The 19,279-nt window shown below is 49.9% G+C and carries 18 protein-coding genes and 1 other RNA gene; 12 read left to right on the top strand and 7 right to left on the bottom strand.

Going from position 1 to position 19,279, the window contains the following annotated elements:
- Nucleotides 1-7: 7 nt before the first annotated feature.
- The 7 genes from C8E01_RS16630 to dnaN all read left to right on the top strand — a co-directional run bounded on the left by C8E01_RS16630 (nucleotide 8) and on the right by dnaN (nucleotide 6,915).
- Nucleotides 8-715, top strand: a complete 708-nt coding sequence (locus C8E01_RS16630; RefSeq protein WP_116544591.1) for an SDR family oxidoreductase — start codon at nucleotides 8-10, stop codon at nucleotides 713-715.
- Nucleotides 716-775: 60 nt separating this feature from the next.
- A complete protein-coding gene (locus C8E01_RS16625; RefSeq protein WP_116544590.1) occupies nucleotides 776-1,489 on the top strand; it encodes a hypothetical protein in 714 nt (237 codons plus the stop codon).
- Nucleotides 1,490-1,510: 21 nt separating this feature from the next.
- Nucleotides 1,511-2,215: an SDR family oxidoreductase gene (locus C8E01_RS16620; RefSeq protein WP_116544589.1), complete on the top strand. Its 705-nt coding sequence runs from the start codon at nucleotides 1,511-1,513 to the stop codon at nucleotides 2,213-2,215.
- A gap of 125 nt (nucleotides 2,216-2,340) precedes the next feature.
- Nucleotides 2,341-3,252, top strand: coding sequence for a gliding motility-associated ABC transporter ATP-binding subunit GldA (gene gldA, locus C8E01_RS16615; RefSeq protein ID WP_116544588.1), 912 nt, complete (start codon nucleotides 2,341-2,343; stop codon nucleotides 3,250-3,252).
- Nucleotides 3,253-3,261: 9 nt separating this feature from the next.
- Entirely contained in the window at nucleotides 3,262-3,990 is a 729-nt protein-coding gene (gene gldF, locus C8E01_RS16610; protein WP_116544587.1) for a gliding motility-associated ABC transporter permease subunit GldF, read from the top strand.
- Entirely contained in the window at nucleotides 3,984-5,684 is a 1,701-nt protein-coding gene (gene gldG, locus C8E01_RS16605; protein ID WP_116544586.1) for a gliding motility-associated ABC transporter substrate-binding protein GldG, read from the top strand. Before gldF ends, gldG begins: the two co-directional genes overlap by 7 nt.
- Nucleotides 5,685-5,790: 106 nt before the next feature.
- Nucleotides 5,791-6,915, top strand: a complete 1,125-nt coding sequence (dnaN, locus tag C8E01_RS16600; RefSeq protein WP_116544585.1) for a DNA polymerase III subunit beta — start codon at nucleotides 5,791-5,793, stop codon at nucleotides 6,913-6,915.
- 97 nt (nucleotides 6,916-7,012) lie between these two features.
- Here dnaN and C8E01_RS16595 read toward each other — a convergent pair whose 3' ends face one another.
- On the bottom strand, nucleotides 7,013-8,053 hold the full coding sequence (locus C8E01_RS16595) for an endonuclease/exonuclease/phosphatase family protein (RefSeq protein ID WP_116544584.1): 1,041 nt from the start codon (nucleotides 8,051-8,053) through the stop codon (nucleotides 7,013-7,015).
- A gap of 78 nt (nucleotides 8,054-8,131) precedes the next feature.
- Here C8E01_RS16595 and gldC point away from each other — a divergent pair, with 78 nt between their 5' ends.
- A complete protein-coding gene (gene gldC, locus C8E01_RS16590) occupies nucleotides 8,132-8,473 on the top strand; it encodes a gliding motility protein GldC (protein WP_116544583.1) in 342 nt (113 codons plus the stop codon).
- Between the two features lie 62 nt (nucleotides 8,474-8,535).
- Here gldC and C8E01_RS16585 read toward each other — a convergent pair whose 3' ends face one another.
- From C8E01_RS16585 to guaA, 5 genes are all read right to left on the bottom strand, one after another.
- Complete coding sequence (locus C8E01_RS16585; RefSeq protein ID WP_116544582.1) at nucleotides 8,536-8,982, bottom strand: hypothetical protein; 447 nt, start codon at nucleotides 8,980-8,982, stop codon at nucleotides 8,536-8,538.
- 216 nt (nucleotides 8,983-9,198) lie between these two features.
- Nucleotides 9,199-9,735: a dCTP deaminase gene (gene dcd / locus C8E01_RS16580; RefSeq protein ID WP_116544581.1), complete on the bottom strand. Its 537-nt coding sequence runs from the start codon at nucleotides 9,733-9,735 to the stop codon at nucleotides 9,199-9,201.
- 233 nt (nucleotides 9,736-9,968) lie between these two features.
- On the bottom strand, nucleotides 9,969-11,267 hold the full coding sequence (hemL, locus tag C8E01_RS16575) for a glutamate-1-semialdehyde 2,1-aminomutase (RefSeq protein WP_116544580.1): 1,299 nt from the start codon (nucleotides 11,265-11,267) through the stop codon (nucleotides 9,969-9,971).
- Between the two features lie 74 nt (nucleotides 11,268-11,341).
- Nucleotides 11,342-13,045: an ABC transporter substrate-binding protein gene (locus C8E01_RS16570; RefSeq protein WP_243409643.1), complete on the bottom strand. Its 1,704-nt coding sequence runs from the start codon at nucleotides 13,043-13,045 to the stop codon at nucleotides 11,342-11,344.
- 171 nt (nucleotides 13,046-13,216) lie between these two features.
- Nucleotides 13,217-14,746 carry a glutamine-hydrolyzing GMP synthase gene (gene guaA, locus C8E01_RS16565; RefSeq protein WP_116544579.1) on the bottom strand — a complete coding sequence of 510 codons (1,530 nt, stop codon included), beginning with the start codon at nucleotides 14,744-14,746 and terminating at the stop codon, nucleotides 13,217-13,219.
- Between the two features lie 894 nt (nucleotides 14,747-15,640).
- Between guaA and ffs the strand changes: the two genes are divergently transcribed.
- From ffs to C8E01_RS16545, 4 genes are all read left to right on the top strand, one after another.
- Nucleotides 15,641-15,738, top strand: an RNA gene (gene ffs / locus C8E01_RS16560) — signal recognition particle sRNA small type.
- Nucleotides 15,739-15,946: 208 nt separating this feature from the next.
- Nucleotides 15,947-16,603 carry a fructose-6-phosphate aldolase gene (gene fsa / locus C8E01_RS16555; RefSeq protein ID WP_007654513.1) on the top strand — a complete coding sequence of 219 codons (657 nt, stop codon included), beginning with the start codon at nucleotides 15,947-15,949 and terminating at the stop codon, nucleotides 16,601-16,603.
- A 139-nt stretch (nucleotides 16,604-16,742) separates the two neighbouring features.
- The gene (locus C8E01_RS16550; protein WP_007654512.1) at nucleotides 16,743-16,946 is read left to right on the top strand and encodes a hypothetical protein; all 204 of its coding nucleotides are present in this window, start codon (nucleotides 16,743-16,745) and stop codon (nucleotides 16,944-16,946) included.
- A 7-nt stretch (nucleotides 16,947-16,953) separates the two neighbouring features.
- On the top strand, nucleotides 16,954-17,667 hold the full coding sequence (locus C8E01_RS16545; RefSeq protein WP_116544578.1) for a cell division ATP-binding protein FtsE: 714 nt from the start codon (nucleotides 16,954-16,956) through the stop codon (nucleotides 17,665-17,667).
- A gap of 108 nt (nucleotides 17,668-17,775) precedes the next feature.
- Here the strand turns inward: C8E01_RS16545 and C8E01_RS16540 are convergent, their stop codons facing one another.
- A complete protein-coding gene (locus C8E01_RS16540) occupies nucleotides 17,776-19,251 on the bottom strand; it encodes a lipopolysaccharide biosynthesis protein (RefSeq protein ID WP_116544577.1) in 1,476 nt (491 codons plus the stop codon).
- Nucleotides 19,252-19,279: the final 28 nt, after the last annotated feature.

Here is a 19,279-nt window from a genome sequence, read left to right as displayed (position 1 = left end):
AGAGCGCATGCAGCAGTATATTTTGGTGACAGGTGGCACAAAGGGTATCGGTAGGGCCGTAATTGAACAATTCGCAAAAGCAGGCTTCCACATCATTACTTGTTCCCGAAACGAGAAAGACCTGAAAAAGCTGAAACTGGAAATAGAGGAGCGCTATACTTTTTCCAAAGTGTTTTACCAGGAGGCAGACCTGAGCGATATGGGCTCACTCAAAAACTTTATTGCCTACGTGAAAGGCCTTAAGGTGCGGATTGAGGTTATTGTCAACAACAGCGGCCTATTTATACCTGGCAAGGTGCACGAAGAGGACGATTCTGCGCTGCCGATGATGATCAACACAAACCTTTACAGCGCCTACTACATCACCAAGGCCTTCGTACCGGACATGAAGAAGCGCAGAAGCGGGCATATCTTCAACATGTGCTCCACGGCCAGCATCACCCCTTACACAAACGGCGGCTCTTACTGCATTTCGAAGTATGCTTTGCTCGGTATGTCAAAAGTGCTGCGTGAGGAAATGAAAGAGCACGGTGTGCGCGTAACGGCTATTCTGCCGGGCGCTACCCTAACGGCCAGTTGGGAGGGCGTAGACCTGCCGCCCGAGCGCTTCATGCGCGCCGACGATGTAGCTATGGCAATCTACGGTGCCTATACCATGTCGCCCAACAGTGTTGTGGAAGAGATCCTAATAAGGCCGCAGCTGGGGGATATCTAGCATGGAAAAGTGAGGAGGGTATGCGGGGATAATTTGAACTAGATACAAACTTATACCTATATGAAAAAAGCATACCTGTTACTTCTCGCGCTCGGAAGTGCAACGCTGTCGTTCGGGCAGAAGATGGAATATAGCGTGCAGCTAAACTCAGGCCTGTCCAGTTTTGCAGGAGAGTCATCCTCCAAAACAATAGCTATGAGCCTTAGCAACAGTTGGGGTGGCAGTGCAGGAGTGAGCAATCCGTATGGGAGTAGGTATAACGTGACGTATGGAGCCAGCCTGCAGGCACAATACGTTGCTACCAGTGGTCTTTTATTCGGCACACAGGCTGGGTACGAGCAACTGCGCACCCGAGCCAAAATAGACAGAGCCGTCGGCCAATGGTCACACAGTTCATCCATGACACATCCAGCAGATGGAAAGGCAGTGATCATAGCTGACTACATCAATCTGCAGCCCTACATCGGTTGGCGGATAAAGCAAAGCCCTGTAGACCTGGACTTAACCCTGGGCTCCGACATTGGTTTTAGTCAACAAATGAAAGAGCGATCTGAAGCAACGATGGAAGACGGGACTGAAATTAAAGTTAAGGAGGACCGAAGCGAAAAGATCACCGATTTCAGACCGCGGCTAGGCATAACAGGTTACCATGGACACTTCGGTATATCCATGAGTTACGCGCATGGCATCAAAAACTACCGTGCTAATATGGATGGCGCGAACATGAAGCTGTATACGCGGGTATTCCGGATAGGCCTGCTTTACAGGCTATAGGTAGCAATAAAACAAAGAACTATGAAACTGGAAGGAAAAATTGCTGTAGTAACCGGCGTAAGTCGAGGAATAGGATTGGCAACTGTAAACGCACTGCTGGAGCAGGGCGCAAAAGTAGCAGGCTGGGGAAGAACAGCGCCGGAGGTACAGCACGAGCGCTTTGAGTTTGTGGAGTGTGACGTTCGTCGGGCTGACTCGGTGCAAATGGCTTATAAGCATACCGTAGAGCATTTTGGTGGCCAGGTTAGTGTGCTTGTTAACAATGCCGGCCTGGGCCGCTCTGCCATGCTCGAAGATCAGAATCTGGACGAATGGCATCTGATGTTCGACACAAACGTGCATGGTCTCTTCTACTGTACCCGATTGGTAGTGCCAGGTATGAAAGAAATGGGAGAAGGGCACATCATCAATATCTCTTCTATTGCGGGCACCACAGGTATAGAGCAGATGTCGGCTTACTGCGCCACCAAGCATGCGGTCCGCGGCATTTCACACTCACTCTACAAAGAGTTGCGCGATTATGGCGTAAAGGTCACCTGCATCTACCCCGGTTCGGTGCAAACCAACTTCTTCGACAACATTGACAGCGTGACCGTAAACGACAACATGATGCGCCCCGGGGATATCGCCTCTACCATACTGCATTGCCTGGAATCGCATCCAAATTACCACCACGTAGACATAGAGGTACGCCCGTTGATGCCAAAGGGAAGAAAGCAGGTATAGCTGATATTTGGAACAGCTTTTGTAGCTTTGCGAACCCTAATTAACGAATAATTAATAATGGTGAATGAATAATGGAAGGCAATCCTGATGCGTCATTATTCATTATTCATTAATCATTACAATGCATGTCAGTTGAAGTAAAGAACCTTACAAAAATATTTGGGTCGCAGCGGGCCGTAGATGATATTTCCTTTTCCGTGGGGCAAGGTCAGATCCTGGGTTTTCTGGGGCCAAATGGGGCTGGCAAGTCCACGACTATGAAGATCGCAACCTGCTACCTGCCGCCTACCACCGGCACCGTGCTCGTGAACGGCTACGATGCTGTGCAGGACTCTATCGCCGTCCGCCGCAGCGTGGGCTACCTGCCAGAGCACAACCCGCTCTACCTGGACATGTACGTGCACGAGTACCTGCAATTCGTGGCTTCTGTCTATGGCCTGAAAGGGCGCCGGGCGAAGGAACGCGTGCAGGAAATGGTGGAACTATGCGGACTCACACTGGAGCAGGGCAAAAAGATCGGAGCGCTTTCAAAAGGCTATCGACAGCGTGTCGGGCTGGTGCAGGCGCTGGTGCACGACCCGCAGGTGCTCATTCTCGATGAGCCGACCACTGGCCTTGACCCGAACCAGATCGTCGAGATCCGGGCACTTATCAAGCGCATCGGGCAGGACAAAACCGTGATTTTCTCGACCCATATCATGCAGGAGGTTACCGCTATTTGCGATCGGGTAGTGATCATTAACAGGGGCAAACTGGTAGCCGACAGCGACGTGGCGAGTCTGCAGGCTGGTTCCCGAAACGAAAAGTCGACCCTTGTGGAGTTTGAGCAGCCTATACCTGTAGAGGCCTTGGAACAAGTGCCGGGAGTGCTGTCGGCTACACTGGCCGAGGGTACCACCTACCGGGTCATCTCCAGAAAAGACACCGATATCCGCGCTACCATCTTCCGTGTTGCTGCCGAGCGCAACTGGCCACTGGTAGGGCTGCGCCACGAAGAGAACTCCCTTGAAAAGATATTCCAACAACTGACGAAGTAGGTATACCAAATGCTCGCTATACTTAAGAAAGAATTTAACGGCTTCCTGAACTCCCTGATCGCCTACATTGTGATCATGGTGTTTCTGGTGGCCATCGGCATGTTCATGTGGGTATTCCCAGAGAGCAACGTGCTCGATTACGGCTTTGCTGATATGCAGACGCTCTTTAACATGGCACCCTGGCTGTTTCTATTTCTGATCCCAGCTATCACCATGCGTACATTTGCCGAGGAGAAGCGCGAAGGTACGATCGAGTTGCTGCTCACCAAGCCGATCACAGACCTTCAACTGATTCTGGGCAAATACTTCGCGGCGCTCCTGCTGGCCCTATTTGCGCTTATACCTACCCTGATCTACTACTATACCGTGTATGAGCTCGGCAATCCGCAGGGCAATGTAGACTCTGCCGCTGTGGTGGGCTCATACCTGGGCTTGGTGTTTCTGGCAGGCGTTTTTGCGGCCATCGGCGTATTTGCCTCCTCCGTTTCTGACAACCAGATCATCTCCTTTGTGATTGCTATTTTCCTGTGTTACATCTTTTATGCCGGTTTCGAACTAATCGCTTCTATATCTGTTTGGGGCGGCTACGGCTACTTTATCAGCCAGCTAGGTATAGAATACCACTATTCGGCCATTAGCAAGGGGCTGATTGACTCGCGTGACGTGCTGTACTTTCTGAGTGTGATCGCGATCATGATTCTTTCCACCAAACTTGTATTGAGCAGCAGAAAATGGTAACAGAGCAGGCAACGATACCCAAGAGCAAGCGCAGCAGCGACCTGACCCGCTTTCTGATCGCGCTGGCGGCCATTGTGCTGCTCAACGTACTGGCGGCCAATTTCTTCTTCCGCCTCGACCTGACCGAGGACAAACGCTATACCATCTCACCCGTTACGAAGCAGATGCTTTCTCAGCTTCCGGAGCCGGTGTTTGTGGAGGTATACCTGGAGGGCGAGTTCCCCGCCGGTTTCAAACGCCTGCAGCAGTCGGTGCGCGAGACGCTGGACGAATTCCGCATCTACTCGGGCGGCAACGTACGCTACGAGTTCATCGACCCGAACGATATCTCGGACGAGAAGCAACGTACTGAACTCTTTCAGAAACTAGCGGCCTCAGGTATACAGCCGACTAATCTGCGGGCCAATGAAAGCGGCAAGCAGGTGGAGCGTCTGGTGTTTCCGGGTGCCCGCGTCTTGTACAAAGGCAAAGAGACTGGTGTGATGCTGCTGAAAGGTAACCTGGCCGCCTCTCCTGACGAGCGATTGAATCAGTCGGTAGAAGGAGTAGAGTACGAACTGGCTACAGCTATACGCAAGATGGCTTTCCAGGGCAACAAGACCATCGGCTACATCAGTGGGCAGGGGCAGTTAGAAACACAGTATGTGACTGATCTTCTGGGCTCCTTGCAGGAGTTCTACCGGGTGGCTCGCGGTGAACTCCGCAACATCCCTTCGCTGGATGGTCTGGACCTGATCATCATCGCTAAACCAACCGAAGCCTTTACCGAAGCCGACAAGTATAAGATCGACCAGTTCATCATGAACGGGGGCAAAGCGGTGTTCTTTGTGGATGCCCTCAATGCGAATATGGACAGCGTGGGAGCGGGCGGTATGTTTGCCATGCCCTATAACCTTAACCTGGATGACATGCTTTTCCGCTACGGCGTGCGTTTGAACCCAACCATGATCATGGACCTGAACTCTGGCTTTATACCGATCGTGACGGGGTATATGGGCGAGCGACCGCAGACCGAGATGGTCAACTGGCGCTTTTACCCACTGCTCAACACCTTCAGTAAGCACCCGATTACGCGTAACATCGACGCAGTGTATTCGAAGTTTATTGGTACGATGGACACGGTGCGGGCCGACGGTATCCGCAAAACACCGCTCGTCTATACATCGGTTTACTCCCGTGTGATGCAAGTACCCGTGCCGCTGACGCTCGAAGAAGCCCGTATGGAAGTGAAGCCGGAACAATACCAGGCTGGTCCGCAGCCGGTGGGCTACTTACTGGAAGGCGCTTTTGCCTCCCTCTTCCGTAACAGACGAGCACCGGAGGGAGCGGCCAATCCGCAAGTGAGAGAGACTGGAGTTCCGACCAAAATAGCAGTTTTCTCGGATGGTGACCTGGTGCGCAACGAGGTAAACCCACGTACCGGACAGGCTTACGAACTAGGGTTTGACAGGTACAACAATGTGACCTTTGCCAACCGGGAGCTGGCCATGAACACGATTCACTACCTGCTGGACTCTGAAGGTTTGATTAACGTACGCAGCAAGGAAATACAGCTACGGCCGCTGGACAGGGTGCGGGTGAAAGAGGAGCGCACGTACTGGCAATTGCTTAATCTGGTGGCACCGATCATGCTACTGGGCCTGTTTGGGGTGGTTCGCTACTACCTGCGCAAGCGGCGTTATGAACGCTTCTGATTTTTTTGCCCTGTATGTAAAGAAATTGTGAAATGCCGGACCGTTTCAGGTAGTTTAAATGCGAAAAATTTTTAACTTTGTCCAAATAACATTATAGCTATACATAATGAAATTTATCGTCTCTTCCTCTGCTCTTTTGAAGCAGTTAGCCAGCATAAATGGTGTGGTAACCAACAACCCAGTGGTTCCTATCCTCGAAAACTTCCTGTTCGAGATCAACGACAGCACCCTGACCATCACAGCCAGTGACCTGGAGACTTCCATGATCACCGAACTGCAGGTAGAGGCGAAGGAGAGTGGCCGCATTGCTGCCCCTGCCAAGATCCTGATCGAGACACTGAAGAACCTGCCAGACCAGCCGGTAACCTTCACCATCGACGAAGAGACCTATACCATCGAGATCAGCTCCTCAAACGGACGTTACAAACTCTCTGGTGAAAACGCAACCGACTTCCCGCGTGTACCTGTGGTGAAAGGCGGCAGTGCCATCGAGATTCCGTCTAATGTGCTGGCCCGTGCCATCAACAAGACCATTTTTGCAGTAAGCAACGACGAGCTTCGTCCAGCTATGACGGGCATTTACGTGCAACTGCGCACTGATAACGTAACTTTCGTCGCCACAGACGGTCACCGCCTGCTGCGTTTCCGTCGCACGGACATTGCTACGGCCCAGGAAGCATCGCTGATCATTCCGCGCAAGGCCTTCACGCTGCTGAAGTCTACGCTGCCTTCTGAGGCAACCGCCGTGCGTATGGAGTTCAACCAGTCCAACGCCTTCTTCAGCTTCGACAACATCCGCATGATCTGCCGTCTGATCGACGAGCGCTATCCGGACTATGAGAATGTGATTCCGGTGCAGAACCCGAACAAACTGGTGATTGACCGTGCTGCTTTGCTGAGCTCTGTGCGTCGTATCTCCATCTACTCCAATAAAACCACACACCAGATTCGTCTGAAGCTATCAGGTTCTGAACTGCAGGTATCTGCCGAGGACCTCGATTTCTCTAACGAGGCAAACGAGCGCCTGACGTGCCAGTACGACGGCGAGGACATGGAAATCGGCTTCAACGCGAAATTTTTGATCGAGATGCTTAATAACATCGATGCGGATGAAATCTCGTTTGAGCTGTCTACACCGAACCGCGCAGGTTTGCTGATGCCGCTTGCTAATGAAGATAATGAAAATGTTCTGATGCTAGTGATGCCTGTAATGCTGAACAATTACGTATAAGAAGATAATTTCTCCTAATGCAGAAAGGCGGACCGTTTTGGTTCGCCTTTCCTGTTTTTAGGGGATGATGCTTATACTTTGGCTTAGCGCCGAAGCACTATTTTGCTTGCTGTAGTTTGATGTATACCGGGAAATGATCGCTATACCCGCCTAGGTATAGGGTGTGGGACCAGGTTTGGCGGGGAGTGTCTTTATACCTGCCAAAGGTAAATTTGGCAAACTCAGGGTCATGGATCTGAGCCGAACCATGTACATAATGCAAACCAGTTTGGGTATTCATCATTGACTTAGTGACCATGATCTGGTCGCGCATTTTGTTGTCGTTGCGGGTATGGTAACTGCCGTTTCCCTGCACAAACCACAGGTAGAAGGTATTGAATAGCTCGTTCTGGTAGGCCGGATTAGGTCGGCCGGAAGCCTTTAAGACTTTTTCTACGCTCACAGAATTAGGCTCATCCGCAAAGTCGCCCAGCACAATGATTTTCGCATTCTTATCTGTTTTCAGCTGCAAGTCCAGCTGGCGACGCAGTTCCGTTGCCGCATCGCGCCTGCGGGCCGCACCCAGTGTCGCGCTGCCACGGTCTTCGGGCCAGTGGTTCACATATACCGTAACCGGTTCGCCAGCCAATGTACCTTTCACCTGCAGGATGCCGCGCGACGCAAATCCTCTTTCTGAAAACTTAACAGGAAGATTAGTCTGCGAAGTCGGTTTGAATACTCTAGGATTGTAAAGCATCGCCACGTCGAGCCCCTCCGGGTCAGGTGAGTCGTAGTGGATGATGCCATAGCGGCGTTTGCGAAGCGGGGAGGACTTCACTATGTCATCCAGCACCTGGCGGTTTTCCACCTCACAGAGGCCGATTATGTCGGGGCCATTCTTTCCTCCGATGGTCTCAATCACTTGCGCTATATGGCGTATTTTGGTCTTATACCTGTCCTGGTCCCACTGCAAGACGCCGCCCGGTGTAAAGCCGTCATCATCTGTTTTGGGGTCGTTCTGAGTATCATATAGCTTCTCTGTGTTATAAAAAGCGATGGTATAGAGTTTCGGTTTTTTGATAGAGGAGGTTAAGCTGGCGCACCCTGAAAGCATGGTCAGACTAAAAAGAAAGAAGAAGGTTTTTATTCCGTAGCGCATCACGTAACTTTGTACTTGGTTTTAGTATTCAAGCATAGTACGAGATATATATAGCCCAAAGTTTAAAAAGAAAAGAAAATGAAGAAGTCTGAGATATACTTTAGCATTGCGCTTGACGAGCAGCGCGTACCAGAGGCCATCAGCTGGAGAGCCACTGACGCAGGCGAAAAGATACATTTTGCCAAAGCCATCAACATTTCGCTCTGGGATCGCGACGAGGCGGGCACGATGAAAATCGACCTGTGGACAAAGGATATGCCAATCGACGAAATGAAGTATTTCTACATCGATACGATCGGTGCGATGGCACAGAGCATTGCTACAGCCACCAGCGACAAGGTAATGGCCGACAAAATGCGCGCTCTGTGTGAAGACCTGATGAGTCATGTAGAAGAGGAGCGCAAAAAGGAAAACAATTAGCCTGTAAATAATGAAAGCCACCCTAAGAGGTGGCTTTTATGCTATTAAAATTTTGGTTTGGTCTAGTTTACGTTAGAAGCGATTTTGCTCTTATCGGCCTGCTGGTTAGTGGCCATGTTCTGAGAACCTTGCTCGTCCAGGCTTGATACGAACTCGCGGTCAACTTTAGAGTACATTTTGCGATCACCGAAGTAATCGTTGTACTGCACAGTGCTCAGGATGTCTTCAAACTCCAGGTCACGTACGGCCAGTACTTCTTTGCACTGCTCTGCAATCAGCTGCTCGTTGCCTGCATGCTTCTGCTCAATTTCAGTAATCTGGGCAGCTACATCCAGGTTGATTTCTCTAACTTTATTTGCCTGGTAGTTGTTCAGACGTAATTCACGAATCATCTGCTCAGAGAGGTGATTGGCACGCTTCTCAGCAACAACAGTTACATTATTACCTGAAGCAGATGCGCTGAATACAGTTCCGAATACTATAAATGTTATTGCCAGTAGCTTTTTCATAATCTTAGTGTTTTTGGTGTTTTCAATGCTTTGTCAGATTCTTTTCTGAGGCAGCGTAGTTTTAAAACGCGGGTTGTTTGTAAATGATTCCGGTAATTTAAACTATTTTTTTCGCTACTCTATCAGTGCCGAATACAAGCTATATAGTACAGAAATAATGCCAAAGAGGTCAAATTGTTAACAATTTGACCTCTTTTTTTGATTTTATTTTGGATTTTACCATTCGTTCCGCCACATCATCGACTCGACTGGTTTGGTTGTGCGGTTGTTGTATTTAGCGTTCTCTTTACTGTTATAGTAGTTCTCAATACCACCTTTCACTTCAAAATAAATCAGCTGACCGATCGGCATGCCATGGTAAACGCGCACCTGTTGGGTAACCGAAATCTCCAGCGTCCAGGTGTTGCAGAAGCCTACGTCTCCTTTGCCGGCTGTAGCGTGAATATCGATACCCAAACGGCCAACACTAGACTTGCCTTCCAGGAAAGGCACGTGCGCGTGGGTTTCTGTATACTCCAGCGTTACACCCAGGTATAGGGTGTTGGGTTGTAAAACGAATCCCTCCTCTGGTATTTCAAACACATCGATCTCGTTGTGGTGACGGGCATCGAGTACTTCGTTGCGATAGGTGGCCAGGTAGCGGCCCAGGTGTACGTCGTAGGAGTTGGTGCCAAGGCCAGAGCGCTTGAATGGCTCGATCAGAATAGTGCCTTTCTCAATCTCTGCTAAAATCTGCTTATCTGTAAGAATCATGGGGTGCAATGTTATGACTGTAAAAGTAAGCAAAATGGTTGATTGTTGAATTACTGAATTGCTGTATTGTTAAATTGTTAACTGGTTGAGGTTGCATGATCAGATGAGAAGGCGATAGGGTTTGTATTGAAAGCTCTTCCCTCTTCAAAAGGATCAGGCTATACCTTACTTAATTGAAAACGGCAGCCCATTTCTGAACTGCCGTCTTTTTTCTCTTATTATGAAGGTATAGCTTATCTCAGTAAAGCCTCTTTTAACGCCTCACTGTTAGCTTTGAGGTACTCTTGTACCAACTCGTCCGTAATGGCTGTAGACACAAACAGCGACTCGTACTGCGAAGGGGCCAGGTATACGCCGCGCTGCAGCATAGCGTTAAAGTAACGACCAAACATCGCTGTATCCGATGTTTTAGCGCTCTCGAAATCTGTAACAGGCTGCTCGGTAAAGAAAATGCTGAACATAGAGCCTACATGGTTGATCGTGAAATTCATGCCCAGTTCCTGCATGTTCTGCTTCATCCCGTTTACCATGTTAGTAGTGGTGCGCTCCAGGTTGGTGTAAACCTCTGGGTGCGCCTGCAGGTACTGCAGCATGGCCATACCTGCTGACATGGCAATCGGATTGCCAGAGAGGGTGCCTGCCTGGTATACCGGTCCGGCTGGCGCCACGAAGTTCATGATCTCTTTCTTGCCGCCGTAAGCGCCCACTGGCATGCCACCCCCAATGATCTTGCCGAGTGTGGTCATATCAGGCGTAACGCCAAACAGCTGCTGCGCTCCACCTGGGGCCAGTCGGAAGCCCGTCATCACTTCATCAAATATCAGTACGATGCCTTCTTTGGTACAGAGGTCGCGCAATCCCTGCAGGAAACCAGCTTCTGGCAGCACAAGTCCCATATTACCGGCCACTGGTTCCAGTATAATAGCCGCAACCTGGTCTTTGTTGGCTTCGACCAGCGTCTTAACAGCTTCGAGATTGTTGAAAGGAGCAGTGAGCGTATCAGCGGCAACGCCTTTCGTCACACCCGGGCTGTCTGGCACGCCAAGGGTAATAGCACCGCTACCGGCAGCGATCAGGAACGAGTCGCCGTGGCCGTGGTAGCAGCCCTCGAACTTGATCATTTTGTTGCGGCCTGTATAGCCTCTGGCCACGCGCACGGCCGACATAGTCGCCTCAGTACCGGAGTTTACCATGCGCACCTTCTCAATCGATGGCACCATGTCAACGATCAGCTCAGCAATTTCGATTTCCTTGCGGGTAGGAGCACCGAAGGATAGGGAGTTAGGTATAGCCCGTTGCACCGCTTCCTGTACAATTTCAGCGGCATGGCCCAGGATCATAGGCCCCCAGGAATTGATGAATTCCATGTAACGGTTGCCGTCTTCGTCATACATGTAAGGCCCTTTGGCCGAAACCATAAAGCGTGGATTGCCACCCACGGCTCGGAAGGCACGAACAGGAGAGTTTACCCCGCCCGGTATAGAGTGCTGTGCACGCTGAAACAATTCTTCGCTAATTGGCGCTATTTTCATAATTCTGAATTCTTAGAAGTTAAAAGCGATGATATAGACATGGTGCTATACCTTGATTTGAAATGCCGGAAGCCTTAAAAAACCGGATTCACGATAGTTAGTTGCAAATTCTCCAGTTTCGTGATCGGAATAAACTGGTTGTCGCGTCGCACTTCGTTCTGGGCTGCGCGGTCGGTGTAGCCTATACCCTTATAAAAGACCCCTGGTCTGAGTCCTTCCGAACCGAGTGCCAGATTAAAGCGCGATCCGTAGTTTTGGAGTAATGTTCCAAAGTAGTACATCATCTCAAAACCTGCATAAGCATAAGGTGAAGGCGGCATGTTATACCTGGCGGCATACCTTTTGCGGAAGTGGCGCACCGCAGGGCTCATCTGGTCAATGTATTTCGGGTTGACAAAGTAGATTTCCAAATCATCCAATTGGCGGAGCGTTAGCTGTCCTATACCCAGCCAACTTTCGAAGGTAACCAGTGGGAGAGTGGCAGCCCTGGACTGCAGCGTGCTGACCGTGTTGGCTGCGGCCGTCATCTGGTCCGAGAACACGGCTAAATGGCCTACGTTTTCCAGATTTAATTCCTTGAAAACAGATGCAGTGGCAGAACTCTGTGCAGAGTTTATTTTTTTATAAGCTGCTACTTTGCCCCCAAGCTTAAGGAACTGCTCACGGTAGAACTGGCTAAAAGCGATGTCATCTTTGCTTCCTTCATACAGTATGATAGCCGTTTTGGGCTCAAACGTGTTGTAAGCGTAGGTAGCAGCCTGACGCGCCTGCGTTGCTACTGAAGACTCGAATAAGAAAACATTTGGGTTCTGACCAGCGACTTCCAACTCCTGTGATAGCGGATTGACCACGTTCACATTGTTCTGCGCAGCAAATCGAGCGGCTATTTTGGCTGATGACCTGTAAACGGGACCAATGACCAGATCCATTCCTTTCAATTCTGAGTTTTCCAGGAGACGCTTTACAGCTGTTGTATCAGTGCCAGCATCGTAAGCAAACAGATTGATGTTAACGCCCTGTCGCTTGAGAGAGTCCTGGGCCATCTTCATGCCAGCGTAGAGGTCGGTAGCAAACTGATTTTTGCGCGCTGCCTGACCCAAGTCCTGGTCTAACTGAAATGGAAGGAGAGCGGCTACATTGTAAGCCTGCTTGCGCATGGCATTGGCGCTCAGGTAACGGTTGCGGTCAAGGCGGTGCTTCGACACAATGCTCTCCAGGGTAGTTTTGTCCTCAGGACGGTACCAGCCAGACAACAACTTATCAGCAAAAGTCTGAGCCACGGCTTTGTCATCCGGGTAACGCTGCAGTAGCTGCTCAAAAGTTGCACGGTCTGTAATGCGCATCAAATAGTGGCGCTTCAGATTGTCTGCATCTCCCTGTAGCTTAGCAGAACGCAGGCTTTTCAACTCAGCCAGTGCCTGCTCATAGTCACCCTGTTCAAAAAGCACATTGCCGAGCAGATAACTTGCTTCGGGCTGGTTTGGCCAGTTGGGGTGCTGGCCCTGTAGCTGTTGTAGCATACGACGGGCCTCCGGCAATTTGTTTGCCTTGAGAGCCGCTATGGCATAGAGGTAAGAAGCTTCAGGAGCGTATTGATTTTTGGGACCAGCCTGCGTGATAGGCAAAAGTTCAGCCATAGCCTTGTCATAGCGCTCCTGCTCTATTAGTACCTTGCCATTGCTGTAAGTTGTGCTATAATCCTGCTGGGCCTGAACTGGCAGCGCGAGTGCAGCCACAAGCAGCAAACCCGCTGCATGCTTCAATAAGCTTCCTTTCATGTTATTTTATTTGATTGAGTGATGGAGTGAGTTAGTGAATGGGTGATTGAATGAAATCAAAGATCATACATACTTCTCAATAGCCGTTTCATTAATGCTTTATTAACAATTCAGCCAATTAACAATTTAACCATTCACTAACTCACACATTCATTAACTCACTCCATTAATTTACTCCCACTCAATGGTAGCCGGTGGCTTCGAGCTAATGTCGTATACCACGCGGTTTACGCCTTTTACTTTGTTGATGATCTCGTTGGATACATCGGCCAGGAACTCATACGGCAAACGGCTCCAGTCCGCTGTCATGCCGTCGATAGACGTAACGGCACGGAGGGCTACCACATTTTCGTAAGTTCGTTCGTCACCCATCACGCCTACTGACTGCAACGGTGTCAGGATAGCGCCAGCCTGCCATACCTCGTCATACAGACCTGACTTTTTCAGGTTGCTGATGAAGATGTGGTCTACCTGTTGCAGTACATGTACCTTCTCCGGTGTGATGTCACCTAATATGCGAATTGCCAGGCCAGGGCCAGGGAACGGATGGCGACCCAGGATGTTATCATCTATCTTCAGGGTCTTACCAACCAAACGCACCTCGTCTTTGAAAAGTGTTTTGAGTGGCTCCACCACTTTCAGTTTCATAAAGTCAGGCAGGCCGCCTACGTTGTGGTGCGACTTGATGGTAGCTGAAGGGCCTTTCACACTCAGCGACTCAATTACGTCTGGGTAAATAGTGCCTTGTGCCAGCCACTTCACGTCTTCAATTTTGTGTGCCTCATCGTCGAACACCTCAATGAACACGCGGCCAATCGCCTTGCGCTTGCCTTCCGGGTCAGAAATGCCGGCCAGTGCGTCATAAAATCTGTTTTTAGCGTCGACGCCTTTCACGTTCAGGCCCATGTGCTTGTAAGAGTCAAGCACCGACTCAAATTCGTCTTTGCGGAGCAAGCCGTTGTCTACGAAGATGCAGTACAGGTTCTTGCCGATCGCCTCGTGAATCAACATAGCGGCTACGCTCGAGTCCACACCGCCGGATAGACCAAGCACTACCTTGTCATTGCCCAGCTGCTGCTGTAGTTCCGCTACGGTCGCATCCACAAACTGCTCAGATGTCCAGTCCTGCTGGCACCCGCAGATGTGCACCACAAAGTTGCGGAGCAGGGTTTTGCCTTCGTCAGAGTGTGTTACCTCCGGGTGAAACTGAATGCCGTAGGTTTCCTGGTCGCGCAGCTTATAAGCAGCTACACGTACCGTTTCCGTGCTGGCTATTACTTCAAAATTGTCAGGAATTTCTTTAATGGTATCACCATGCGACATCCATACTACAGAACCCGGCGTGAGTTCTTTCATGAGGCGGTTGGCGGTGTGCAACTCTGTGAGTCTGGCGCGGCCATATTCGCGAATAGTGGATGGGGTGACTTCGCCCTGGTGCTCGTAAGCGATCAGTTGTGCGCCGTAGCATACGCCCAGCAAAGGGAGTTTGCCCATGTACTGGCTCAAATCGATGGTAGGATGTTCGTGGTCGCGCACCGAGCAAGGGCTGCCCGATAGAATAACGCCTTTGACATCTTCCGTTAGTTCCGGAACATTATTGTAAGGGTAAATCTCACAATACACATTTAGCTCGCGCACCCGTCTTGCGATCAACTGGGTGTACTGGGAGCCGAAATCGAGAATCAGTATTTTTTCTGGCATGCGCAAAGGTAAGGTGTATTAGGCTTTTTTGCCAAAAATAGGGGAGATATGTTTTGTTTCGTGCTTCAAAACATATATTCGGTAAGTAATGGCTTGTGTATGTATAGCAACTTATGTTGTTTTATAGCTTCGCCTGTGCGGCGGTCACTCACTTTTTTCCTTGATGAAAAAATCGAGGGCCCCTACCCCCACTCGCTGACCGCTCTTGACAGGGGGCCCCCCCTTCACCCCCAACACAAAATCGTCGCTAGTGCACCGGGCTAAAGTAATCTGCTTTGTAGCCTAGGTGCAAGTAAGCCTTGTTATACCTGACAGTGGTGGTTTGTAACAACGCTTATACCTGTAGATAGGCAGTTACAGATTCCCCGCCTTGGACAAGGAGGGGTTAGGGGTGGTTGGACCCGGTATAGGGTATAGAAAGAGAACTGTAACAGCTACAACACTTGTACCTTTAAAGCAGCAACTGCAGAAATTCCCCTCTGGGGGTAGGGGGCCTCTATAAAGAGTGGGGCAGGGGTGTATTATAGCTAATGCTTAACCTCCCTTTGACTAAGATCCTTTCAGGATGACGGATAGAAAGGCACTAGCTGCAAAAAGTCCCCCTGGAGGTAAGGGCCCCCCTCGACAAAGAAGGGGTAGGGGACAATCGTGCACTGGCATCCTGCAAATTCTTTAATCCTGTAAATCCTGATTCAGACAAGCTATACCTCCGCAGTCCTAGACATTCGCAGGTCTGTTAGACGCTGCGGGATCTTTCCCTCTCCATAGGTATAAGTTACAAGCCCTCTAAAACAAAACCGACTGACTAGTAGTGAGATTGACTCTTATTGGTAATCCTGATAGATAATTCTTTAGAATATGCTTGCACCGAATGGGATTCTTCGTACCTTTGTAACGGCAAATCGGCACGGCCAGCTCCCGTCGAACTCCCCCAGGGCCGGAAGGCAGCAAGGGTAGATGGTTGAAGCGGCGCGATGTTGGTTTGCCACTTTTTTTTGCCCATACTTTTCTGACCGGCTCCCTCGCCGGTCTTTTTGTTTTAAGCCCGGCCGCTTCTCTGCTCTTCCTATACCTTGCTATACAGTTGGTTAACCTGCCTTTGAGGGCTTATACCTCAATTGTGCCGCATCTTTTATACAATGTCTTTTGACTTAGGGCATATTGCGTTAGATTTGTAGGAAAATCTACATCTTCAGCATTATGAAATTCTTTGTTGATACTGCAAACCTGCAGGAAATTCAGGAAGCGCACGACCTCGGTGTGCTCGACGGTGTTACCACCAACCCATCACTGATGGCTAAAGAAGGCATCTTCGGACATGACAACGTGATGGCGCACTACAAGCAGATTTGCGAAATCGTGGATGGTGACATCAGCGCCGAAGTGATCGCAACGGACTTCGACGGCATGGTACGCGAAGGCGAACTGCTAGCCGAACTGCACCCGAACATTGTGGTGAAAGTACCGATGACGCGTGAAGGTGTGAAGGCGATCCGTCACTTCAGCGAGCGCGGCATCAAAACCAACTGCACACTGGTGTTCTCTGCCGGTCAGGCTATTCTGGCTGCCAAAGCGGGTGCTACCTATGTGTCTCCTTTCGTAGGTCGTCTGGATGACGTGTCAACGGATGGTTTGCAGTTGATCGAGCAGATTGTGCACATCTATGGCAACTATGGCTACCAGACCCAAGTGCTGGCTGCTTCAGTTCGTCACGTAATGCACCTGGTGCAGTGCGCTGAGCTAGGCGCTGATGTGGTAACATGTCCGCTTTCCGTGATCACTGGCCTCCTGAACCACCCACTGACTGACATCGGACTGCAGAAGTTTTTGGCTGACCACGCCAAAGGAAATAAGTAATGATTAATGAATAATGAGTAATGATTAATGGGGAATAGTGCATGGGCCAAAAGCCTTAACATTATTCTTCATTAATCATTATCCATTCTATACCTGGCAATTCTTCATTAGTCAATACTCATTATTCATTCTAAAAAAGATGTACATCATCAAAGTAAAGGGCAAGGCCAAAATTCCGGATTACATTCAGCTGCGCGACGATAACTTCGTGCTGATCGCCTATTTTAGGGCAGACCGTCCGCTCAAGAACCTCGACCGCTATGGGCTGGAGGGAAAAGAGGAGGCACTGGCTGCACTGATTGAATCTCTTGAGTTTGGTAAACTGCAGCAACTAGACATTTAATTATCTTATGAGCTTTTCTTCTTCCACCCCTGTTGTATCACTGCGTGATGTAGCTATTTACCAGGATGTAAACACCGTGCTGAGTAGTGTCAACTTCGACATTGACAAGGGGGAGTTTGTATACCTGGTGGGCCGCACGGGTAGCGGAAAAAGCTCTCTGCTCAAAACCCTTTATGGTGACCTGCCGCTGCAGACGGGCGTGGGTACCATCGCCGATTTTAAGCTTACCAAGCTCCCACGCAAGCAGGTGCCCTACCTGCGCCGCAAGATCGGTATCGTGTTTCAGGACTTTCAGTTGCTCTTTGACCGCACAGTGGCCGAGAATCTGGCCTTTGTACTCAAAGCGACAGGCTGGAACGACAAGTCGAAGCGCAAGCAGCGCATCACGGAAGTGCTGATGCGGGTGGGACTGGATGCCGCCGCTAACAAACTGCCGCACCAACTGTCCGGAGGCGAGCAGCAGCGTATCGTGGTAGCGCGTGCTCTTCTTAACGAGCCAGTTATACTATTGGCTGATGAACCCACCGGTAACCTTGACCCGATCGTAGCAGACGGCATCATGCAACTCTTCAACGAGATCAACAACACTGGCACGGCCGTTCTGATGGCTACGCATAACTACGAAATCATCAACCGCTACCCGCACCGCGTGCTTAAGTGTGAAAACGGCAAAGTGCTCGATTCAAAGGTTGAGACTTTCAACCTGACCACGGGTTACTAAATCTGATTTTCCTGGTTTTAGATTGTAGGAGCTTTTACAGAAGGCTTTCCGGACAGCTATACCCTTTCCTGTAGCTTATCATAGTTTTCAATTAAGAAGCTCTATTACTTACCTAATCCTGCGCCACTGAGTGAGCATCCATTGGTTCATATTTGGGTATACCCGCAAGCCAAGCATCAGGCCCATGTAAATAGCGGTGATGAGCAGGGAACGCACCAGAATATCCAGGTATAAATTGCCAAGGTATGGCACCAGGTATGAGGCTCCCAACGCTACAGCTGCAATAGCTGTTACTCCCAATGAATTCCAGGCAAAAGGCTGCATCTTATAGAGCCACTGCACAAAGAACAAGCGCAGCAGGTTGATGGTCACATAGGAAATCATCGAAGCCAGGGCCGCCCCGTTTATTCCATAGATAGGTATAAAGACATAGTTGGTCCAGATAGTCAAGCCGGCCAGCACCACATTGAAGAGCAGGTCCCAACGGTATTTCTCGGAGGTCGCCAGGATGATCCCGTTTATACCTGTGGCCAGGTCGATGATCCGGGCCATGGACAGGAACAGCACCACATACTTACCCGCCCTGTAGGTCTCCGGCATGAAGGAAAAGAGGTTGTCGATATTAGCCCAGATGCCAATAAAGAGCAGTAAACCCACGATCAGGTTGATCAGCGTGATTTGCTTGTAGAGTTTTTCCATACCTGCCATATCCTTGTCCTTCCAATACTCTGCCACCTGCGGAAAAGCAATCTTGAAAATCGATCGTGCAGGCACCATAATAGCGCTGGTAATAAAGAAAGCGGTAGTATAAATACCGTTGTCGCCCAGACTGTAGGAACTGATCATGATCTGGTCGACGGTCGTGATGATAGTGACCGATATATTGCCCAGGAAGGTAAAAAAGCCATAATAGAGCATCTCCCGCAGGGGCACAATGCTAAGCGCTGCCAGGCGTGGACGCAGAAACAATTGCTTTAACCACAGCGCATACACCACCAGCGAAAGTGTGATCACCGCATTGATGACAATGTAAAGCAGTACAAATTGCCTAAACTCGATCCAATCAAATGCATAAAGACCAATCAGCACCGTCGTGAGGATGCGCAGCAGAAAATCCTGGGCAAAAGACGAAATGATGGTCTTGAACAGCGAACGCAGGTAGGCTGTGAGCAGGTTAAAAAGCAGGGTGAAAAAGGCCAGCGGGATCACAAAGTAATAGTAATCGAGCAGGAGCGGGGAGTTCTCGATGTAGTAGTCGATCACCACTGGTTTGAACAATAGGAAGAGCCCTGCGATGGCAGCGAAACCCAGTACAGGTATAGCCAGCATCAGAAAGAGGAAGCCATGGTGCTCCTTGCTCTTGTCCCGGAAATAAGGGAAATAGCGTACGCTCATGTTCACAAAACCGAGCGCTGAGAACTGCGCGAACATCACCGAGATCTGGATCAGCAGACGGGTAAGGCCTACTTCTTCCTCTTCCAGAAAGTTAGGGAAAAGCAGGATGGTGTTCACATAGCCGATGGCGATGCCGGCATATGAGATCACGGTGTTCCAAATTCCCTCTCGCTGGAGATGTTTGCTCATGTTTCTATTTCAGGCCACAAAGGTAGCC

It is taken from the genome of Pontibacter virosus (assembly GCF_003096355.1).
In the GTDB taxonomy this organism is placed as follows: Bacteria; Bacteroidota; Bacteroidia; order Cytophagales; family Hymenobacteraceae; genus Pontibacter; species Pontibacter virosus.
Note: the sequence above shows the minus strand (reverse complement) of the source record. Positions and strands in the feature narration are given on the sequence as shown.